Origin of the sequence: Rhodococcus sovatensis (assembly GCF_037327425.1) — a bacterium.
Lineage (GTDB): Bacteria > Actinomycetota > Actinomycetes > Mycobacteriales > Mycobacteriaceae > Rhodococcoides > Rhodococcoides sovatense.
Window position 1 is genome coordinate 682715 of the sequence record NZ_CP147846.1, and the last position, 17748, is coordinate 700462.

Below are 17748 nucleotides of genomic sequence, written 5' to 3' on the forward strand. Positions count from 1 at the left end.
ATTCCTTAGAGGTCGAGAACTAGTTCGGCCGAGCGACAACGGGATACGCACGGAAACATGGTCTTGTTCGCTGCGTGTTCGGATTCGCCGAGCAGGAAATCGCGATGGTCCACATCGCCCTTCACGACCCCGATTTCGCACGTTCCGCAGATGCCCTCCGTGCACGAACTCGGCACGTCGAGTCCCGCGTCCAACAGTGCGTCGAGGACCGACTGGTCCGGGGCCACCGGTACGCGGCGACCGCTGCGTTCGAGCACAAGGTCGAACGCTGTGTCACCGCCTTCGGGCGCGATCACCTCCGGTGCGGAGAATCGTTCGGTGCGCAACACCACCTCGGGCGGCATTGCGGCGGCCACCGCGTCGAGCAGAGGCGCCGGGCCGCAGCAGTAGACGACGGAGCCGGCAGTCAGGTCGCCGAGCAGGGCGGCGAGGTCGGGCAGCCCACCCTGCTCGTCATCGGCGTGGACGACGGCATTGGCCGCTCGAGATATCTCGTCGACGAACGCCATCGATGCACGAGAGCGTCCGGCGTACAACATCTTCCAGTTTCGGCCGGTGTGATCGAGACGGCGCATCATGGCCACGATCGGTGTGATACCGACGCCGCCCGCGACGAGGACATGTTCGATTGCGTCCTCGTCGAGGGCGAACGCGTTTCGAGGCCCTGCCACCTCGATCTCCGCCCCCACGGACAGGGCGTCATGAACCAGAATGCTGCCGCCGCGTGACTTTTCGGCGCGGAGAACAGCGACGGTCCACTTTGTCCGGTCCGACGGATCCGAGCACAACGAGTATTCGCGAACCAGGCCGCCAGGCAGGTGGAGAGCGACGTGGGCGCCGGGTTCCCACGTCGGTAGCGGAGCGCCGGTCGGGTCCACCAGAGTGATACTGGTGACGCCGTCGGCCTCGTAGTTCTTCTGCTGAACGCGCAGCAGAATCGCGGTGTTGTCGTGCATCGGACGTTCCTTCCGTGTAGGTCGTCGCAGGTGACCGAGGTGGGTCAGCGCGTGACGCCGTACATCTCCGAGCTCGGTGGGTAAGTGGGCAGCTGGGGCTTCGGTGCGCCGATGACGACACAGAACAGCGCATCGGTCTCGCCGACGTTGGCCAGGCTGCGGGGAACGCCGGCCGGGACGCGGATCAGGTCGCGGTAGCCAAGGCGCCTGACGGCTTTCTTGGTGCCGTCCTCTACGTCGTGGACGGCAACTTCCAGTTCGCCTTCGAGGACGTAGAAGACCTCTTCGACGTCGTGGTGAGTGTGTTCGGGGCCGACGGCACCAGCGGGCAACCGCATGTTGGAGAAGGTGAAGTGCTCGGAGGGGAGCGAGCGTGAGTCACCGTCGTGGTTGCCGGTAGCGCCCGAACCGATGTATCGAATCTGGGCGCGCTTGAAGCGGTCGCCACCTTTCGCTGCCTGAAAACCGAGTGTGTCCCAGTCCTCGTAGCGTGTTTCTGCGCTGGCGATGCACGAGTCGATCAGGTTCTCGAGTCCGGTCGTGGTCTTCTCTGGAGCAGTCATGATCTTGTCCTTTCGGGTGGTGGTTGTGGAGCGTCAGGCGCGGTAGGCGATGGCTTCGATTTCGATGGTTGCGCCGTAGGGGAGTGCGGCCACTTCGACGAACGATCGCGCCGGGCGCGGTTCTTCGAAGATGACTTGGTAGTGACGATTTGCGGCATCACGTGTGGCGACGTCGGTGACGAAGTAGGTGGTCTTGACGACGTCTGCCAGCGTCATGTCGATCGTCGCGAGACGCTCGGTCATGCGGGCCACGGCAGCGTCGAGAGCGGGTTCGACCCCGTCGACTGCTATACCCTGGGAATCCACCGACAGTGCGCCCGAGACGAATCCGAACCCGGCCACCGTGTAGGCGGGGCTGTAGGGGTGCGCGGTCTGGTTGGTGAGTGTCTCTGTCATGGTTGCCTTTCCATTCTTGGTGCCGATCGATCGTCAGTTCCGACCCCAGGCGATCGGGGATTCGGAGGTATCGAGGTAGATGCTTTTCTGGTTGGAGTAGTGGCGAACTGCGTCGCGACCCTTCTCGGTACCGAGCCCGCTGTCGCGTAGGCCGGTGAAGGGTGTGGAAATCGAGAATTGCTTGTAGGTGTTGACCCAGACTGTTCCGGCGTCGATCGCCTTGGCGATGCGCAGTGCACGTCGGTAGTCCTGGCTCCAGATGCCGCAGGCGAGACCGTAGGCGGTGTCGTTGGCCTGCTCGACGAGGTCGAGTTCGTCGTCGAACGGCATGATGACGGCGACCGGGCCGAAGATCTCCTCCTGACAGATCGCATCGGTGTTGGTGACGTCTGTCAACACGGTAGGCGGGTAGTAGGCGCCGTCGGCAAGCCGTCCCTCGACCGGAACCGCGCCACCGCAGAGCGTTCGTGCACCGGCCAGCACGGCGTTGTCCACCATTCGCGCTACCGAATCACGATGTGCGAGTGTGATCATGGGTGCGACATCGGTGCTCGGGTCGGTTCCCGGGCCGAGACGGAGGCGTCCGGCGCGCGCGACCAATTCGTTCGTGAAGTGCTCGAACAGGCTGCGCTGAACGAAGATACGCGATCCGGCGATGCAACTCTGACCGCTCGAGGAGAAGATGCCGTACAAGACACCTTGCAGCGCGCGTTCGACGTCGGCGTCGTCGAAGACGATCGTCGGCGATTTCCCTCCGAGTTCCAGCGTGATCGGCATCAGCTTGTCCGCGGCGACGTGTGCGAGGTGGCGGCCGGTGCTGGTGCCGCCGGTGAAGGTGACCTTCGCGACGTCGGGGTGACGTACCAACGCTTCTCCGACGGTTCGGCCCGGGCCGGGAATGACGGACAACAAGCCGGCTGGGAGGCCTGCCTCGTCGCACAGGCGGGCGAGAAGCAGTGTCACCCACGGGGCCCACACGGGCGGTTTGGCGACGACTGCGTTTCCGGCTGCCAATGCAGGAGCGATCTTTTGAGCGTCGGAAGCGATGGGGGAGTTCCAGGGAGTGATGGCGCCGATGACTCCCATCGGTTCGTGCGTGGACATCGTCATCCACGGGCCGCGAGGTGTGGTCAGGACTCCGTCCATCGTTTCCAGTGCGGCGGCCATGTAGCGAAATGTGTTGGCAGCACTGAGTGCAAGTGCCCGCGTCTCGGTGAGTGTCTTCCCGGTGTCGAGCGTCTGGAGCGCTGCTATCCGGTCGGCGTTGTATTCGATCGAGTTGCCGATGCGGTGAAGAACGGCGGCGCGCTCGTGATGGAGCATCGTTGCCCAGCCGCTTCGGTGTGCGGCATCGATGCCGCCTTGGACGGCGGTATCGACATCCTCGACGCCTGCGCTGTGGAGGGTGGCGAACACGGTGCTGGTGGCGGGGTCGACTGTCTCGATTTCATCGCCGGTTCCGAGAACCCAACGGCCGCCGACGTAGATGCTGTCGACCAGATCGGCGGTGAGCGACGTCGGTGAGACGAAATGAGCTGCGAGTGTCATCGTGTGTCCGTTCGACTGAGGCTGTGTTCGAATCTGCAAACTATCTTTGCGCTAAGACATTTGTAATCCCTTAGCGCTAAGACGTCAATGCAGGGAGGGGCGCCCGGAGCAGCGTTTACGTCAGATTTACGAGTCGGAAACAGAAGAGATGCAGGTCACAGCACCTGTGGCGGCTGTCACTTCGCGTGAAAAAAATATTCTGGTCAGGCGGACGCGTCGGTCGCTGTTTCCAGGGGACTGGGCCCGTCGACGCTGCGCGCCGAGTGCTCCAGATGGGTGAGAAGGGACGCGAGGGTGGAGATGTCACTCTCGGTCATGTCGCCGAGCATCGCTGTCAATTTCGGGAAGTGCTCGTCGGCGATCGCGTCGACCAACGCTGAGCCCTTCGGCGTCAACTCGACATAGACGACGCGGGCATCGACGGCGTCCTTGGAGCGCGTCACCAGCCCTGACTCCTCCAGCCGCTTGACTCTCAGAGACAGGCCGCCTGTCGTGACCAACGTTTGCTCGGCGAGTTCGCCCGCAGTCAACCGATGGTCGGGTACTGCACGCCGCAGGCAGGCAAGAACGTCGAAGCCGGAGTCTGTGATGTCGTACTTGTCGAAAGTCTCGGCAATTCGATTCTTGTAGACCAGGAAGCTGCGATGTAGTCGGCCGAAGACTTTCAGACCCGACACATCGAGCTCGGGGCGCGCAACAGCCCAGTGCGACACGATGACATCGACTCCATCCATGCGCTCAAGCTACCTGGGAGCGATCGCGTTGTGGTCGACGGTGGGACGGCGCCGGCCGGCGCGTCGCGATGTCATCCTGGTTGGATAGCTTGTGTCGTTGCCAGCTCGACTGGATACAGCTGGTGGCTGCCGCTCATTCCTTTGAGCGCAACTTCGCGCGGAGTGCCCAGCGATATGTCGTATGCCTCGCCGAGGGCGTCGCGAACCGGTTCGCTGACCAGGATCTCGCCACCTTCGGCCTGCCCTGCCACCCGCGCTGCCATAGCTACGTTCAGCCCGAAGAGGTCGTCGCCTCGGCGCACCGAGCTGCCCACGTGAACGCCCATGCGCACGCGAATCTGGTTCCACCGATCCGGGTTCTCACTCAGAGCCTCCTGCACTCGGATGCCGCACCGGATTGCTTGGCCGGCGTCGGAGAACGCGATCATGAAACCGTCGCCCTGATTCTTGACGACGTGGCCGCTATGGATTTCGACCTGCTTGGTGATCAGCCTGTTGTGCCGTTCGAGCAGCTTCATCCAGCCGCGGTCGCCCAACTCCTCGTTGCGCGCGGTGGATCCCTCGATGTCGGAGAACACGACGACGATATCTCCGTCAGCCGTCATTCTGGCGAGGTCGGGGCGCTCGACCTTCGCCCAGCCCGCAAGATCTTCGACGGAGTTTCGGACGGTTGCGCCGATCCCTTTGTTGATCAGTGAATCCGCCGTCTGAAAGGCAGTTCTGATCGCGAACGGGGCGACCCCGCGTCGTCGACGACGGCGGCCTTTGTCGGCAAGGACGCGTTCGAGTTCGCGCCGCGTTCCCGTCAGCTGCCTGCGGGAGACGACAAGTAGAACGCCGAGCGCGATGATCGCGGCAAGCTCGACTCCGGCTGCAATTATCCACAGGGTCACGGCGTTCATCATCGTCCGAGCGGCGGGACGCGAGGAATCTGGGTCGGTTCGCGCCCCAGGGTTACAGCTGCGCGCCGAATAGCCAGGTGCGCGCCGAATTGCTAGCAATCAGCTGCGCACCTGACAAATCCGAACGCGTCTGCACGTTTCTTACGAGCTCCCGAAGAACGGAACCCCGAACGGTGTACGTGGTGGCGGTGGTGGAGCGCTGCGGGACCAGTGGTGGTACCACTGCCAGTCTCCGTGGTGGCGATGGTCGTCCCATACCCACACCCAGTGGCCACTTCTGGTGTCGCAATTGCCCCACTGCCACTGCCCGCGGTTCTGTTGCCACTGCCACGGACCACTGCGATCGCAGTCGTGGTGTCCCCTCTGCGCCGCCGGCGTGATCGGGTCGGCGGCGGCAGGAACGGTGACGAGTCCGACCGGCAACACGGCCAGCGATCCGGCCACCAATAGTCGCGCCACTAGTTGGCGCACGGTAATGCTCGACATTGCTGGATCCCTCCTGTAGCTCTGAAGCGACCGAGGTGTGAGTGCCCTTGATTCGAGCAGGATTTGTGTGGGGCCGGCTCACAGACGCAGCTCTCCAGTTGTTTCGTTCATGGTCCGATCGTGGTCGGATACTGGCTCATGGCAACGCCGTTGGTCGACGTCTCAGGCGTTGGCCTCGAAACGAGCATGCGCTGGATTCTACGCAATAACAACAAGATCGGCGGTCCGATAGTCGTCCGGCTACGAAATCGTGACCGATAGATCCGTTGATCTCATCTCGGATACATTGTCCGGTATCTAGTGCAACGCAGGATGTTCGACGGTCCAGGTGCGGCGTCGTCGAGTGTATTTTGCAGTCGACTGCAACGACTCGGTCACAAGCACGTGGGAAGGCCTCACCGTGGTCACTGCGCCAGCGCGCCGAGGGCCTGGTAGACGAGAAAGGCAGGCCACACAAACGACTTGATGATGGCGACGATGTGTTCCCCGAACCCTTCGGCTGCCTGCCACCAGAAGATCAGGCTGCCGATTCCGCCGAAGAAGTACACCGCCTCTCCTCCGGTTCCTGGAGTGCTGCGTGTTTTAGCCTGAATTCACCGATGGGCTGAGTGTGTGACCGTGAATCTTGTTGTGCGGGGTCGGCTCGGGTGTGGACATGGTCGGGTGCCCGATCTCGGGTGTCGGGTTGTTCCACTGGGTCTTTCGCATTGCGGGCGGGTATGGACTGCTCGGTTAGGGAAGAATGTGGGCGTTTCGCCCGAACATGCTGTCGAACATTGCCTTCCAGCTCGTTTCCCAGGCCCACTTCTCCGGTAGGTGCAGGGTGAGTCTGCGCGCGGAGTAGGCGATCCGGGCGGGCACCGAAATCAATGTGCGCCTGATGGTCCCGGTCGTGGCTTTCGCGAGTGTCGGTTCGCCGGTCAGGGTGGCGGCGGCGCGGGTGAGGTTGAACGCCATCACCGCGCAGACCAGCCAGGCCGCGTTCGCGCAGAACTTCCCCGACGGCATGTGGGCGAGGGCTGAGTTCTTCAGGTCGGCATGGACCTGTTCGATGATCGCGTGGCGGCGATGGGTTCGGTCGGCGGCGACGGTGTCGAGGTCGGCGCGGTCGGTGGTGGTGAAGAACGCGTGGAAACGCCACACGTCGAACAACTCGCCCTGACCTTGGTCTTTCTTCGGGCGCAGGTCCGGGATGCGGCGCACGATCAGTCGGCCGGGAACGTGATGGGATTTCTTCTGCGACGCGAACGCGGTGAACGGAATCTCCGCTACCTCGGCCACCGAAATCCATTGCTGGGTGCCGGTGTCGTAGATCGAGTTGGTGTAGCGGATCGGTGTCCACGCGTCATCGGCGATCGAGCTGATCGCGGTCTTGATCACCGAGTTCAATCCGGTGGTGATCGAGACATCCGCACCGCCGCGCAGCGCGGCACCGATGCTGGGATATCCGAAATACGCCGAGTCCGCCCGCAACAACGGCTTCGGCGATGCGCCCACGGTGTCGGTGTCTGTGTTGGTTTTCGAGACTGCGTCGCGGAGTCGGTCGACGGTGGTGAGGGTGTCGGCGATCATGCGTGCGGCACCACGGGAGGATCCGCAGGCGCCTTTGCGGAGGCGTTGGGCGGTGATGACCGGCGCGGTCGTGCTGGTGGTGACGGTGGTGATCACCGAGTTCAGGCCTCGGACGCCGGAGTAACCGTAGCCGGATCCTTGTTTGCTGTGGCCGTGGACTTCGATGATGGAGTCGTCGATGTCGATCATCACCGGTTCGGTATCGATACCGGCCAGCAGCGGTGTGCGTTCTGTCAGTGCCAGCAGTAGCCGGGAGGCGACGGCGTCGAGCTGGCGGACGTGACCGAACCGGAACTGCCGCAGAAACGATCCCAGGGTCGAGGGCGCGTAGGGCCGCTCGAACAGAATGTGCATCGCGCCGTGCCGCAGGATCGCCATGTCGGAGATACTGTCCGCACCCGCGACCATGCCCGCGACCAGGGATCCGATCTTGCGGCCTGCGTTGGATCCCGTGTCTCCCGGAACCGACAGATGGTCATCGGCGAGCGTGAGCAGGCCTGATCGCTGCGCCAACGCCATCACCGGCACCAATCCGGCCGCGGATACCAAGTTGGGGTCGTCGAAGGATGCGGCAGCGACGGGTCGGGTGTGGGATAGTTGCATCTGCGAGATGCCCTTCGTCGTGGTTGAAATGTTCCCTAGACAAGAACAATTCTCTCACTACGGCAGGGCATTTCGTGTTTACAGCGTGCGGCCGACCGTCGCTGACTCGGTGCATCCAGGTTTAGTGGTCTCGGACATAGTGTCTCGTTCCTTCTGGGTTGTCGTCTTCCGCCCCTGGGGATAGCGTCTCTCGACACCCGCAGGTGGGAGTAGGGCACAGAGTCACTTGCAGACGATCCGATCGACCCCTAACTACCGTCCGTGAACTGCTTCCGGTAGGCGGTGGGGGCGACCGCGAATGCCGACGTGAAGTTCTGTCGGAACGTCACTGCGCTACCGAAACCACATGCTGCAGAGATGTTCTCGATGCTCTGTGTTGTGGTCTCCAATAGTGTTCGTGCTTCGTTCAACCGCTGCTCGAGCACCCACCGAGCCGGGGTGGATCCGGTTGCAACTTGGAATTGTCGGATGAAATTGCGACGACTCATCCGTGCTCGGTCGGCGAGCCGCTCGATCGGCAACGGTTCGTGTAGCCGCCCGAGGGCCCATTGCACTACATCGGCAATGGCAGTGTCCTCCTCGGCCCTGGTCACGGGGCGTTCGATGTACTGCGCCTGGCCGCCTTCGCGGTGTGGAGCGACGACGAGGCTGCGGGCGACTCGGGTGGCTGCGGCTGATCCGAGGTGTTTGCGGACGATGTGCAGGCAGGAATCGATCGACGACGCCGTGCCCGCGGACGTCATGACATCACCGTGGTCGATGTAGAGCACGGATTCGTCCGAGTCGGTGTGCGCATTTCGTTCCCGGAGTTCGTCCATCTTGGTCCAGTGGGTGACGGCGGCCCGGCCCGAGAGCAAGCCGGTGTCGGCGATCGCGAACGAGCCGAGGCACAGCCCTGCGATCTCGGCGCCCCGCTGGTGCGCCGTGCGGAGTTGGGCGGCCAGGGCGTCGTCTATCGGCGGCAGAGCTACCGGCCACGATGGAACGATGACGATGTCGGCACTGTCGACGGTGCTCGGATCTGCGATGTCGCCGAGCGTGTAGCCCTCCTCGGTTCGAATCGAGCCCGCACGGTCGGACCACAGCGTCGTTTCCCAATCCGGCGCCAGGCCGAGGCGGGTGACTTCGCCGAACACCATCAGCGGGGCGGCGAGGTGGAACATTGTGATGCCGTCGAATGCGTACAGCACGATCTTCATGTCCGGCTCCCTCAGTGGCACGAAAAAGTGCATCCAGGTGCACTCGAGCGCGCCACTAGTTGGCGCAAATCCATCGAAAGTATGCATCCGTGCCACTCGTGGATGCAACCTTCGGAGGTGCACGATGGAATCCGAGCCGTTAGCCACTACGTTCAGGAGCGAACAATATGACCGCACCGCGCCGCGCACTCATCGTCATCGACGGTCAGCAGGAGTACTTCGAGGGAGTGCTGAAGATTCAGTACCCGCCTCGCACCGAGTCGCTGGCGAATATCGTCACTGCGCTCGAAGTCGCTGCTGCACAGGATCTTCCCGTCGCAATAGTGCAGCACGAGATGCCGGAAGGTTCTCCGGCGTTCGTGAAGGGTACTCCGACGTTCGACCTGCATCCGGATATCGAGGCGCAGCTCCAGCCGTCGTGGAAGCGCGTCGTGAAGCAGTACAGCAGCGTCTTCGCCGGCACCGACGTCGCAGACTGGTTGAAGTCCGAGAACGTCGACACCGTCACCATCGTGGGCTACATGACCAACAACTGTGATCTCGCGTCGAGCGCCGACGCCGAAGCGTTGGATCTGAATGTCGAGATCCTCTCCGACGCCACCGGCGCGATCAACCTGGCCAACGAGGCCGGAACGGTATCTGCCGAGCAACTGCACAAGGCGCTGATGGTGCTGTACCACTCCAATTTCGCCGCTGTAGCAACAACACCCGACTGGACCGAGGCCGTGAAGTCCGGCAGTGCTTTGCCATCGAACAATCTCGTCGTCTCGGCTGCGCAGGGTAACGAGGCTGTGGGCGCTCCGAGCGCGTAGGGCACAATACCGACCATGAGTGGTGCGGTGTCGCGTGGTCGGTGATCTCGATACCCGGCTGCGCGACGCCGCGATGAACTGGCTGAAGATCCGAACCAACGACGGTTTGGAGTCGATCAGCTCGACCGATCTGCTCGATTTCCGTTTCGACGGTGAGCCGTTTCGTCTGATGGATCCTCAGCGTGGCATCCGGAAGCCCAAGGAGCTGGCGGCTGCGTTGTCCATTCGGACGGTGTATCGCCCAGATGGCGCCAAGCGTCCGTACGAGGACGAGATGGGTGACGACGGCCTCCTGCGCTACAAGTGGCGAGGGGAGGATCTCGATCATCCAGAGAACCGTGCATTGCGGTCTGCGATGGAGTTGGAGTTGCCGCTGATCTGGTTCTTCGGTGTCGGTGTGGCCATGTATCAACCGATCTTTCCGGTGTATCTGCTTGCGGAGGAACCGGAACGGCATCAGTTCGTCATCATTCCCGGTGCGATCAGGGGACTCGTCGACGTCACTTCTCCTGCAGAGAGCCAACTTCGACGCTACGTCATGGCTGAGAGCAAGCGTCGACTTCATCAGCCAGTGTTCCGGGCGACCGTGATGCGTGCATACGAAACGCGCTGCGCTGTCTGTTCTCTAGCGCACGGGCAATTGCTCGACGCCGCACACATCGTTCCGGACTCCGATGAAGCTGGAATCCCCACGGTGCGTAACGGTTTGGCGATGTGCAAAATCCATCACGCGGCCTACGACGCCCACATCATGGGGGTGTCCCCGGACTACATCGTCAAGATCCGGGCCGATCTGCTCGACGAAATCGATGGCCCGATGCTGCAGTATGGCCTCAAGGAACGTCACGATCAGAAGTTGATGGTGCTCCCGTCCGTCAGGGCTCAGCGTCCGGATCGGGATCTGTTGAGCATCAGCTACGAGCGGTTTCGCTCAGCGTAGCGGTCGTACTGTCCAGTTGTGTCCGGCATCTCCGGAGGCGTAGTAGTCGATGATGCCGGCTTCCTTAGCAGCCTGGACCCAGTTCACTCCGAATGCCGAGGGCGTGGTTCGGCCGGAACGTGACGGCGCTGCCGAATCCGCATGTTGCGGCGATGTGTTCGACGCGAATGGCGAGAACGCGGCGCTCGGTTCGCGAGCGGCTCGGCCGCTAGTGGCGTGAAAAAGCGACCTTGGCGAACCCTCTGTAGTTTGCATGTCCGATCCCGACAGCCGTCAGCGCACAGAGAACGGGTTGTAGACCGCGAGCCCGCGGCTGCTACCAGCTGAGGAGCCCGTTGGGATGGATACGCTCTCGAGCATGTGCTCGGCGCCTGAGGGTGCAATCTGCCAGCAGGACCCCTGGCCATGAAAGCTGAAGCACCAGATCGGCTGGCTGGTTCCGTAGGGACTGAGGATCAGCGGGTCCTGGCTCCGTGCTCCGTATGCAGTCGGGTCGAACACACTGACGTAGTGCTCGGTGCTTTCGGTGGTGAAGATATTGTCGTAGATGTCGTCCGCCGACGCGGGTGCAACCCCGACCGCGGAGATGCCGATCGCAAGTGCAGAGGCGGCAAGAATCTTCTTCAACATCGAAGCTCCGATCATCGTGGGATGTAGTCCTGTAGGCGATGCATCGGCTGCACAGAACCAGGCGTTACTCCAACGGCATTCAGGGATTCAATCAACCGCGGTCATCACGATTCCGGTTACGTCGGGAGTGAAGTCGACGTCGAACAGGTACGCAATCGGCTGGCCTCCCACTGGCGCAGGCAGATTGAGTAGAGCATCTTTGCCCACCCATCTAGGTGACCAGCGGCTTGCCTGTGCGAACTTGCCGGACGAACTCTGTGGGCCATACGTGGCGACTGCGTGGCTCACTTCTCGATATTGCCGCGTCCGTTCGGCAGCCGAAGTAACTCGCGGAGTGCTTCACGAGCGGAATTTCGGAGGCTGTGCTCGTTGGAATCGCGGGGATTCTGGAGATTCTGATACGCGAAGTTGTCGACTTCGCAGAACAAGAAATGCAGTGGTTTGGTAACTCGCGGATCCAGTGATCCTGGGTTCTCGTTCAACAGCTCGACAAATCGAGTTTCGAACTCGTGCGCGGAGATTCGCATCTCGACGAAGTCCTGAAGAAGCGATGTGAAGGCCGCGCTCTGCGTTGCTGGGGTGTCCATGGTTGTACTCCTGCCGTTCACTGCCGTCAGTGATGTGGATGGGCGACAGTCGATTAGGCTCCCGGCGTCATTGCCGAAAGCCCGCGCGTCGCGCCGACCGAATGAAGCTGTCATTAGGTTTTGACGCGCGTGCCGCCCGATCGGTTCCCGGCTGTCGCACAGGCGTTGTCGGCAGTGCCCGGGGTTCCCTGCTTCAGAACAGAGTCGGAGCAGAAAAGCTGCCGTCACGGGCTTGGTGGAGTCGGGCACTCCAGCGCTGTACGAGCCACATTTCGACCAGTTCGGGTCTGGTGCCGATCTCGTTCGACCAGCCAGTGAGCAGTTCGACGTAGCGGTCGTAGCGGCGGCGAGTGAATCCGGTGACAGCTGGATCTTCCAGCCAGCCCTCGTGGATGAGCGTGGAGACGCCGAATTGGTCGATCAATTGCGCTGGCCCGCCCTCTACTGATGCTTTCACGGCCCATAGGAAGGTGGCCATCAAAGCCACGCCGACGCCTGGAGCGTCCGGCCAGCCGGACCAGGACCCGTCGGGGAAGTCCGGGACCACCCTGTTGCGTATGCAACTGTCGAGGACGGCCAGGGTCTTGGCGAATGGGTTCTCGTCCGGGTGTCGAAGGTGCGGGTTGCTGACGTCGGGAAACCGTCGCATTGCCTTGCGGTGGCGGTGACTTCCTTGCCACGCGGCGCAGAGAAACAGCAGGCCAAGGGATGGGTGTTCGCCCGCGGTGAGTTCGGTGCCGACTCGAAGGTCGTTGCGCTGCACGATGGCTGTGCCTTCGGTGACGATCTTTCCGTCGAGGTTGCGTCCCCGAAGTCGGATGTCGTGCCCAGCTCGGCGAAGGTGATCGTTCCACCACTCGAGGTCTACTGCTACTCCGTCGTCGAGCACGTTCAGGTCGTAGGAGCGCAGCTGGCACCACTGCACGCATGCCGTCGGTGGGGTGAATCCCTCGTCGAGTCGTGACATGCCGACATCTTGGCAGCAGCTACCGACACGAAAGGTCGATCGAGACCCGTCATAGTCGATCTGACGCGCAGGCGATCGACTCCCGCGTCGGCGTGAGGCGAGAACTGCTCCCTGTCTGATAGTTATGGCAAACTACCCACTTGATAGAGCCAGTGACCGGTCATTTCGTTGATAGACGAGCAAAGCGGTGAAGTAACTCTTGGGGGAGAGTGTCTTGTGGGGGAATTGCTAGGAGCCGATCTCGACGAGCTCAGGACGTTGGGAGCGCAGCTGCGCGCCACAGCGAACGAGCTTGCAGACGTCGTCGTGCCCGCCAGGACCAGCATTGCAGCGGTCGTGATGCCGGATGCAGGCATCGACGACGTGATGGGCAGGATTTCGACGACGCTCGAAACCACTGCTGCGAAGCACAGCACGGCCGTTCAGATGCTGGCTGACGGTGCTACTTCGTCCGCAGCCACGTACGAAGCCGTCGAAGACGCGTTCAGCAGACAACTGAGCGCGCTGACCGAAGGACTGGGGCGGTGACGACCCCAACGATTCCGCAGGTCGAGTCCTGGAATCCTCGGACGTTGGCGACGGCGGGAAGCGCGATCAAAACGGCGGGGATTGCGCTCACTGATCGTCTGGCGGAGGTGGATCTCGCGGTCGACAGGAGTGCGCGGACCTGGAAAGGGGACGCCAGCGCTGCCGCGTCGATGCGTGCGGTGTCGGAGGTGCTCACCGCAACCGCGTCGAAACGAGCGGCGGATACCGTCGGGGACGCATTGATCACTCAGGGCGAGAAGATCGACGCGTACCGCGCCGCGATTCTGAGCACTCGCGACGCGGCTGTACATCTCAATGGCATGTCGGTCGCACCGGATGGCACCGTCACGAGCCCAACCGTTCCCGGCGCAGACGATGATGCTCTTCGACCGATCCTGCAAGGCCGACTCGATCGACAAGCAACAGATTTCCAGGCCAGTCTGAAAGAGAATCTGGCTCTGTGCGGATCCGCGCTGACAACCTTGAGGACGAAGGTCGACGGTGGGCTGGCCGACCTCGAGGAGCACGGTGGTCCCGGCGGTGCCGGCCTCGGGGCAGTTCTGTCGGGCGAAGACGGCAAGGTGGTCGGTGCCCAGATTCGCGATGCCGTCGACGGTGGCGAGCCGATCCCCGCCGATGTTCTGAGCGATCTCACCGAAGACCTCTTGGCCACCGGTTTGGAGCCTGCGCAGCTTCAGGCTTACCTCAATGGCGGAACGGCAACGATCCCAGCGAGCACTCAGCAATACCTGAAGGAGTTCTACAACTCGGCGGGCGTCGACGGATTCACCACTGCCAGCCAACAGTTGCAGTCTCAAGGCCCGGCGGGGCAACAGGCCGCGGCATCACTTGCCAACGGTGTCATGGTTCTGTCCAACGAGAACGTAGGTACCGGACGCGATGCCGATGGCAGCCTCACCGGAGCAGGCAGTTACGAACACTTGCCTCAGGACATGCGCGACCTCATCGCGACTCGTCCAAGCCTCGGTCTCGACGGCCTGGACAGCAACGTGCTGACCTATCCCGGAGACGGCCCGAGCGTGGACGACCACAAGGACTTCGTCGAGGGGCAGACAAAGCTGTTCGACGCGATGTCGTTGGCGGAGGCGGGCAGCGAGCCCGGGGCCAAGATGTCGACCGAGCTGATTCGACAGGGCATGCATGCGGCGTCGATCGAAGCGCACGGGGGAGCGTTGCCGTTCAGTGATGTGCCGCTCGATAACTCGAGCCACGTGGAGAACCTCGAGAAGGCGATCGAGCTCGGCTCCCGCAACACGGACGGCGCGCACGCAATTCTCACCGGCGAAGGCGGGCCGGACGTGCTTGGATCCGGATACCACGCAGACACCGCAGTGATGCCGTTGTTGCAGCGCGACGACGGGACGGCGATGGCGTCGCTGACGGATTGGATTGCGCGAGATGCACATACGACCTTCCCCGAAGGAACGCCCGAGTACGAGGACTCGGTGCGGGCGGGGTCTGCTGCTCGCGGCTTGGCCGAGATCATGGCTTCAACCGAATCGTCAGATGGAACGAACAATTACACGACTCTTCTCTCCGGTGAAGGGAAGATCGGGGAGGGTACTGCGAGTCAGGTCGCCGAGGCCCTCGCGCCATACGTCGGTGACATGACCGGTATGACCCGTGATCTCACGCAGACCAATGGATTCGGCGAGTTCGGTGGCGCGAAGGATTACATCGGCGGTCCTGTTGAGCCACTTCGAGTTTTCACTGTTCTCGACTCCGAAGAGCAGGCCAGTCAGATCATCAACGGCACGGCTCTTGCCGAAAGTCAACGGATGGATCGACTCTTTGCGACAACCGGTTACACCGAGCTTGGCGATCAGGCCTACCGCTTGCAGTGGCTCGTCGATCATGGTCTCAGTACTGAGATGGACCAGCGTGTGCAAGATGGACTCGACAAGCAGGAAGCGGCCGACGCGCGGAACTCGAAGTTCACCGCAGCGTGGACGGCGGGACAAATCGTGGCTGGGGGAATGGGTCCGGGTGGGATTGCCGTCGCAGCTGGGTCCGAATTCTTGAAGCCCTACGTTCTCAGTGTGGATGATCTCGAAACACCGCTGAGCCGCGAGATCACGCTCGATGACTCGGCCTTCGGTTTCGACAGCGGGAATGGTGAGTATGTGTCCAGTGATTGGGGGAGTGCAGGTTTCAGAACGCACAATGTTCTCGATGCACTTGTAAACACTGGAGAGGTCGGCATCAACGATGTTCCAGCGGTGTACAAGAACGACGACGGCACTGCATTGCTTCCATACTCTGAAGCAAGAAATAAGTATGTGAACGAGGACGACATGCTCCAACGCGCGAGGGCCGCTGACGCAATCTCTCAGATAATTGCGCATGCCGGAGTGTCGAACCTGGACGAGTATGCGCGCAACGCGACCGGGGATGAGCAGCGGGATGTGTTGGCCGCGGCGATTCGACCTGATGGGAACAACCCAAACAGCGAAGCAATTCTGGACTGGCTGGCAAGCGATGAATCAGCTCGTGACTCGAGAAACACGTGGCGAGTGGAGATGTACGGATGAGGATGAGATTTCCACGCTCGAGAGTGGCAGCCGTACTTGTGTTGATGATGGTGACCGTCCCTGCGTGTGAATCGGTCGTAGAGCACGATGATGCTTCGAGGGCGACGTCGACGTCGCCTTCATCAGGCTCCGACATATATGAGGTTCCTGATCAACTCCGTGATGCAACAGTGGTGTGGTCCGCAGAACCAGAAGTCGACCTCTTCTCTGTCGAGGGTACTTTGATCCGCGCCGCCCAAGAATCGATAGTAATAGGAATTACGGTTGGCTTGGACTACACATATCCAGGATTTGCGGTAAGCGGTAGTTACATGGGCGGAGACTCGATATATTCACCCTTCGGATCCGCGACCGGAGATGGCCCTTTTGCAGGATCGGTCCATAGTCGTATCCAACAAGTAATTCCGATTAGTAACGGCTTCGAGGCGTTGACATGTGTCCTGTCGATTGGACTCGACGTCCTCGAGAACGGCAGGTATTCTCCTTCGCTCCTGACCGGTGTAGCGGGAGGAGAGCTGCGAATACGCTTCATCCGCAACGACGACCAGACAACAACAGCATCCGCACCCCTACCGCGGCCGTCCATCCCGGGGCCCGAAAAGTTCACTTGGCAGGCTCCTACCGACAACAGGTTTGTCGGATGGCAGATCGACGGATTTGCTGATGTCGAACCCGCTACGGCTGAAAGTGGTCGATGCGTTCCGTGGGCGAGATCGCTTTATCCGGACACAGAGCCCATAGCGTCCCGTGAGGCGTATGCCCGGGATAATCCACCCCCAGTCGAGCCGGCCTACCCCGGATGGCCTGACAGTACAAATTGATGAGCGCCAGAACAAGAACTGCATTCGGTAGGAGGACGAGCCTTTGACCCGCGAAGAACTCGGTGCGAAAGTTCGTCGGTTGCAGCAGGCCGTAGCCGAGGTCCACGGCCACACTCACCTCGACGGTGTCACAGTTCGGACCGACTCGATCGGTCGACTCACCGAACTGGGAATTGCCGACGATGCTTGGGCGCGCGGGCCCGAGGCGCTGGCCGAACTGCGCGACGACCCGATCGTTGCTCGCATTGCCGATGCAACCATCGGCAGCGTCTCGGCGCCTGAGACGCACGTTCCTGTAGCGTCCGATTCACGGTCGCGACAACTCTCACAACCTGATTCGATGTTCCGCGTTCGGCAGACACCAACGCCGCATTCTGTCACGCACCGGATCGTCGACGAGCGGGACCACACTGCCGACGATTATTTCCATCGCAAATCTCTCGATCCAGAGAACAAGTGGCCGTGGTCGATTTACGGATGAAACTACCTAATCGGACTCATGCACTCGCTGCCGCACTGGTGGTGCTGGCGTCAACGACAGCCTGCGATTCTGTCGCTGAAGTCGACGTACCGCGAGCTACTTCTTCGGAACAGAGCTGGCCAGCCACCGAGGTTTACGGAGTACCGGATCAAATTCGTGACGCCACGATGGTCTGGTCTGCGGAGCCAGGAGTCGATCTGTTCTCTACGGAGGCCACCTTGACTCGTGCCGCTCACGAGTCATTCTCTATTGGGTTGATGTTGGGCCTCGATTACACGTATCAGGGCTTTGCAGCGAGTTCGAAAATTGCTGGCGGCGGGAGGCTTTACGGGGGGTTCGAGGATGACACCGGGCGAGGTCCGTTCGTAGGGACAATTCACGGTCTAATCCAACGCATCATTCCAACCGACTCAGGCTTCGATGTCATTTCGTGCATGCTCTCCGTCGGCCTTGACATGGAGGTGGACGGCA

The 17748-nt window shown here is 61.7% G+C and carries 19 protein-coding genes; 5 read left to right on the forward strand and 14 right to left on the reverse strand.

Annotated features, from left to right (window positions below; translation table 11 throughout):
• Positions 1-5 precede the first annotated feature (5 nt).
• The 10 genes from WDS16_RS03260 to WDS16_RS03305 all read right to left on the reverse strand — a co-directional run bounded on the left by WDS16_RS03260 (position 6) and on the right by WDS16_RS03305 (position 8959).
• Positions 6-956, reverse strand: a complete 951-nt coding sequence (locus tag WDS16_RS03260) for a PDR/VanB family oxidoreductase (protein ID WP_338890460.1) — start codon at positions 954-956, stop codon at positions 6-8.
• Positions 957-1000: 44 nt separating this feature from the next.
• Positions 1001-1519 carry a cupin domain-containing protein gene (locus WDS16_RS03265; RefSeq protein WP_338890462.1) on the reverse strand — a complete coding sequence of 173 codons (519 nt, stop codon included), beginning with the start codon at positions 1517-1519 and terminating at the stop codon, positions 1001-1003.
• 33 nt (positions 1520-1552) lie between these two features.
• Positions 1553-1915 (reverse strand): RidA family protein, encoded by a 363-nt coding sequence (locus tag WDS16_RS03270; protein ID WP_338890463.1) that lies wholly within the window; start codon positions 1913-1915, stop codon positions 1553-1555.
• A gap of 33 nt (positions 1916-1948) precedes the next feature.
• On the reverse strand, positions 1949-3463 hold the full coding sequence (locus tag WDS16_RS03275; RefSeq protein ID WP_338890465.1) for an aldehyde dehydrogenase: 1515 nt from the start codon (positions 3461-3463) through the stop codon (positions 1949-1951).
• Positions 3464-3666: 203 nt separating this feature from the next.
• The gene (locus WDS16_RS03280) at positions 3667-4197 is read right to left on the reverse strand and encodes a MarR family transcriptional regulator (RefSeq protein WP_338890466.1); all 531 of its coding nucleotides are present in this window, start codon (positions 4195-4197) and stop codon (positions 3667-3669) included.
• Between the two features lie 71 nt (positions 4198-4268).
• The gene (locus WDS16_RS03285) at positions 4269-5099 is read right to left on the reverse strand and encodes an adenylate/guanylate cyclase domain-containing protein (RefSeq protein ID WP_422395807.1); all 831 of its coding nucleotides are present in this window, start codon (positions 5097-5099) and stop codon (positions 4269-4271) included.
• A 141-nt stretch (positions 5100-5240) separates the two neighbouring features.
• On the reverse strand, positions 5241-5585 hold the full coding sequence (locus WDS16_RS03290; RefSeq protein ID WP_338890468.1) for a hypothetical protein: 345 nt from the start codon (positions 5583-5585) through the stop codon (positions 5241-5243).
• Between the two features lie 404 nt (positions 5586-5989).
• Positions 5990-6133 carry a hypothetical protein gene (locus WDS16_RS03295; protein ID WP_338890469.1) on the reverse strand — a complete coding sequence of 48 codons (144 nt, stop codon included), beginning with the start codon at positions 6131-6133 and terminating at the stop codon, positions 5990-5992.
• 184 nt (positions 6134-6317) lie between these two features.
• Complete coding sequence (locus WDS16_RS03300) at positions 6318-7760, reverse strand: IS1380 family transposase (protein WP_338890470.1); 1443 nt, start codon at positions 7758-7760, stop codon at positions 6318-6320.
• A 248-nt stretch (positions 7761-8008) separates the two neighbouring features.
• The gene (locus WDS16_RS03305; protein WP_338890472.1) at positions 8009-8959 is read right to left on the reverse strand and encodes a GlxA family transcriptional regulator; all 951 of its coding nucleotides are present in this window, start codon (positions 8957-8959) and stop codon (positions 8009-8011) included.
• A 167-nt stretch (positions 8960-9126) separates the two neighbouring features.
• Between WDS16_RS03305 and WDS16_RS03310 the strand changes: the two genes are divergently transcribed.
• Positions 9127-9771: an isochorismatase family protein gene (locus WDS16_RS03310; protein WP_338890474.1), complete on the forward strand. Its 645-nt coding sequence runs from the start codon at positions 9127-9129 to the stop codon at positions 9769-9771.
• A gap of 34 nt (positions 9772-9805) precedes the next feature.
• On the forward strand, positions 9806-10711 hold the full coding sequence (locus WDS16_RS03315; RefSeq protein WP_338890476.1) for an HNH endonuclease: 906 nt from the start codon (positions 9806-9808) through the stop codon (positions 10709-10711).
• Between the two features lie 273 nt (positions 10712-10984).
• On the opposite strand, the gene WDS16_RS03320 is transcribed toward WDS16_RS03315, so the two are convergent.
• The 4 genes from WDS16_RS03320 to WDS16_RS03335 form a co-directional block, all read right to left on the reverse strand.
• Positions 10985-11356 (reverse strand): hypothetical protein, encoded by a 372-nt coding sequence (locus WDS16_RS03320; protein ID WP_338890478.1) that lies wholly within the window; start codon positions 11354-11356, stop codon positions 10985-10987.
• 72 nt (positions 11357-11428) lie between these two features.
• Positions 11429-11629, reverse strand: a complete 201-nt coding sequence (locus WDS16_RS03325) for a hypothetical protein (protein WP_338890479.1) — start codon at positions 11627-11629, stop codon at positions 11429-11431.
• The gene (locus WDS16_RS03330) at positions 11626-11928 is read right to left on the reverse strand and encodes a colicin immunity domain-containing protein (RefSeq protein ID WP_338890481.1); all 303 of its coding nucleotides are present in this window, start codon (positions 11926-11928) and stop codon (positions 11626-11628) included. Before WDS16_RS03330 ends, WDS16_RS03325 begins: the two co-directional genes overlap by 4 nt.
• Positions 11929-12121: 193 nt before the next feature.
• Complete coding sequence (locus WDS16_RS03335; RefSeq protein ID WP_338890482.1) at positions 12122-12895, reverse strand: hypothetical protein; 774 nt, start codon at positions 12893-12895, stop codon at positions 12122-12124.
• Positions 12896-13111: 216 nt separating this feature from the next.
• On the opposite strand from WDS16_RS03335, the gene WDS16_RS03340 reads away from it, so the two are divergent.
• The 3 genes from WDS16_RS03340 to WDS16_RS03350 all read left to right on the forward strand — a co-directional run bounded on the left by WDS16_RS03340 (position 13112) and on the right by WDS16_RS03350 (position 17277).
• A complete protein-coding gene (locus tag WDS16_RS03340; RefSeq protein WP_338890483.1) occupies positions 13112-13423 on the forward strand; it encodes a hypothetical protein in 312 nt (103 codons plus the stop codon).
• Positions 13420-15975, forward strand: coding sequence for a hypothetical protein (locus WDS16_RS03345; protein ID WP_338890484.1), 2556 nt, complete (start codon positions 13420-13422; stop codon positions 15973-15975). Before WDS16_RS03340 ends, WDS16_RS03345 begins: the two co-directional genes overlap by 4 nt.
• A gap of 864 nt (positions 15976-16839) precedes the next feature.
• The gene (locus tag WDS16_RS03350) at positions 16840-17277 is read left to right on the forward strand and encodes a hypothetical protein (RefSeq protein ID WP_338890486.1); all 438 of its coding nucleotides are present in this window, start codon (positions 16840-16842) and stop codon (positions 17275-17277) included.
• The last annotated feature ends 471 nt before the right edge of the window (positions 17278-17748 follow it).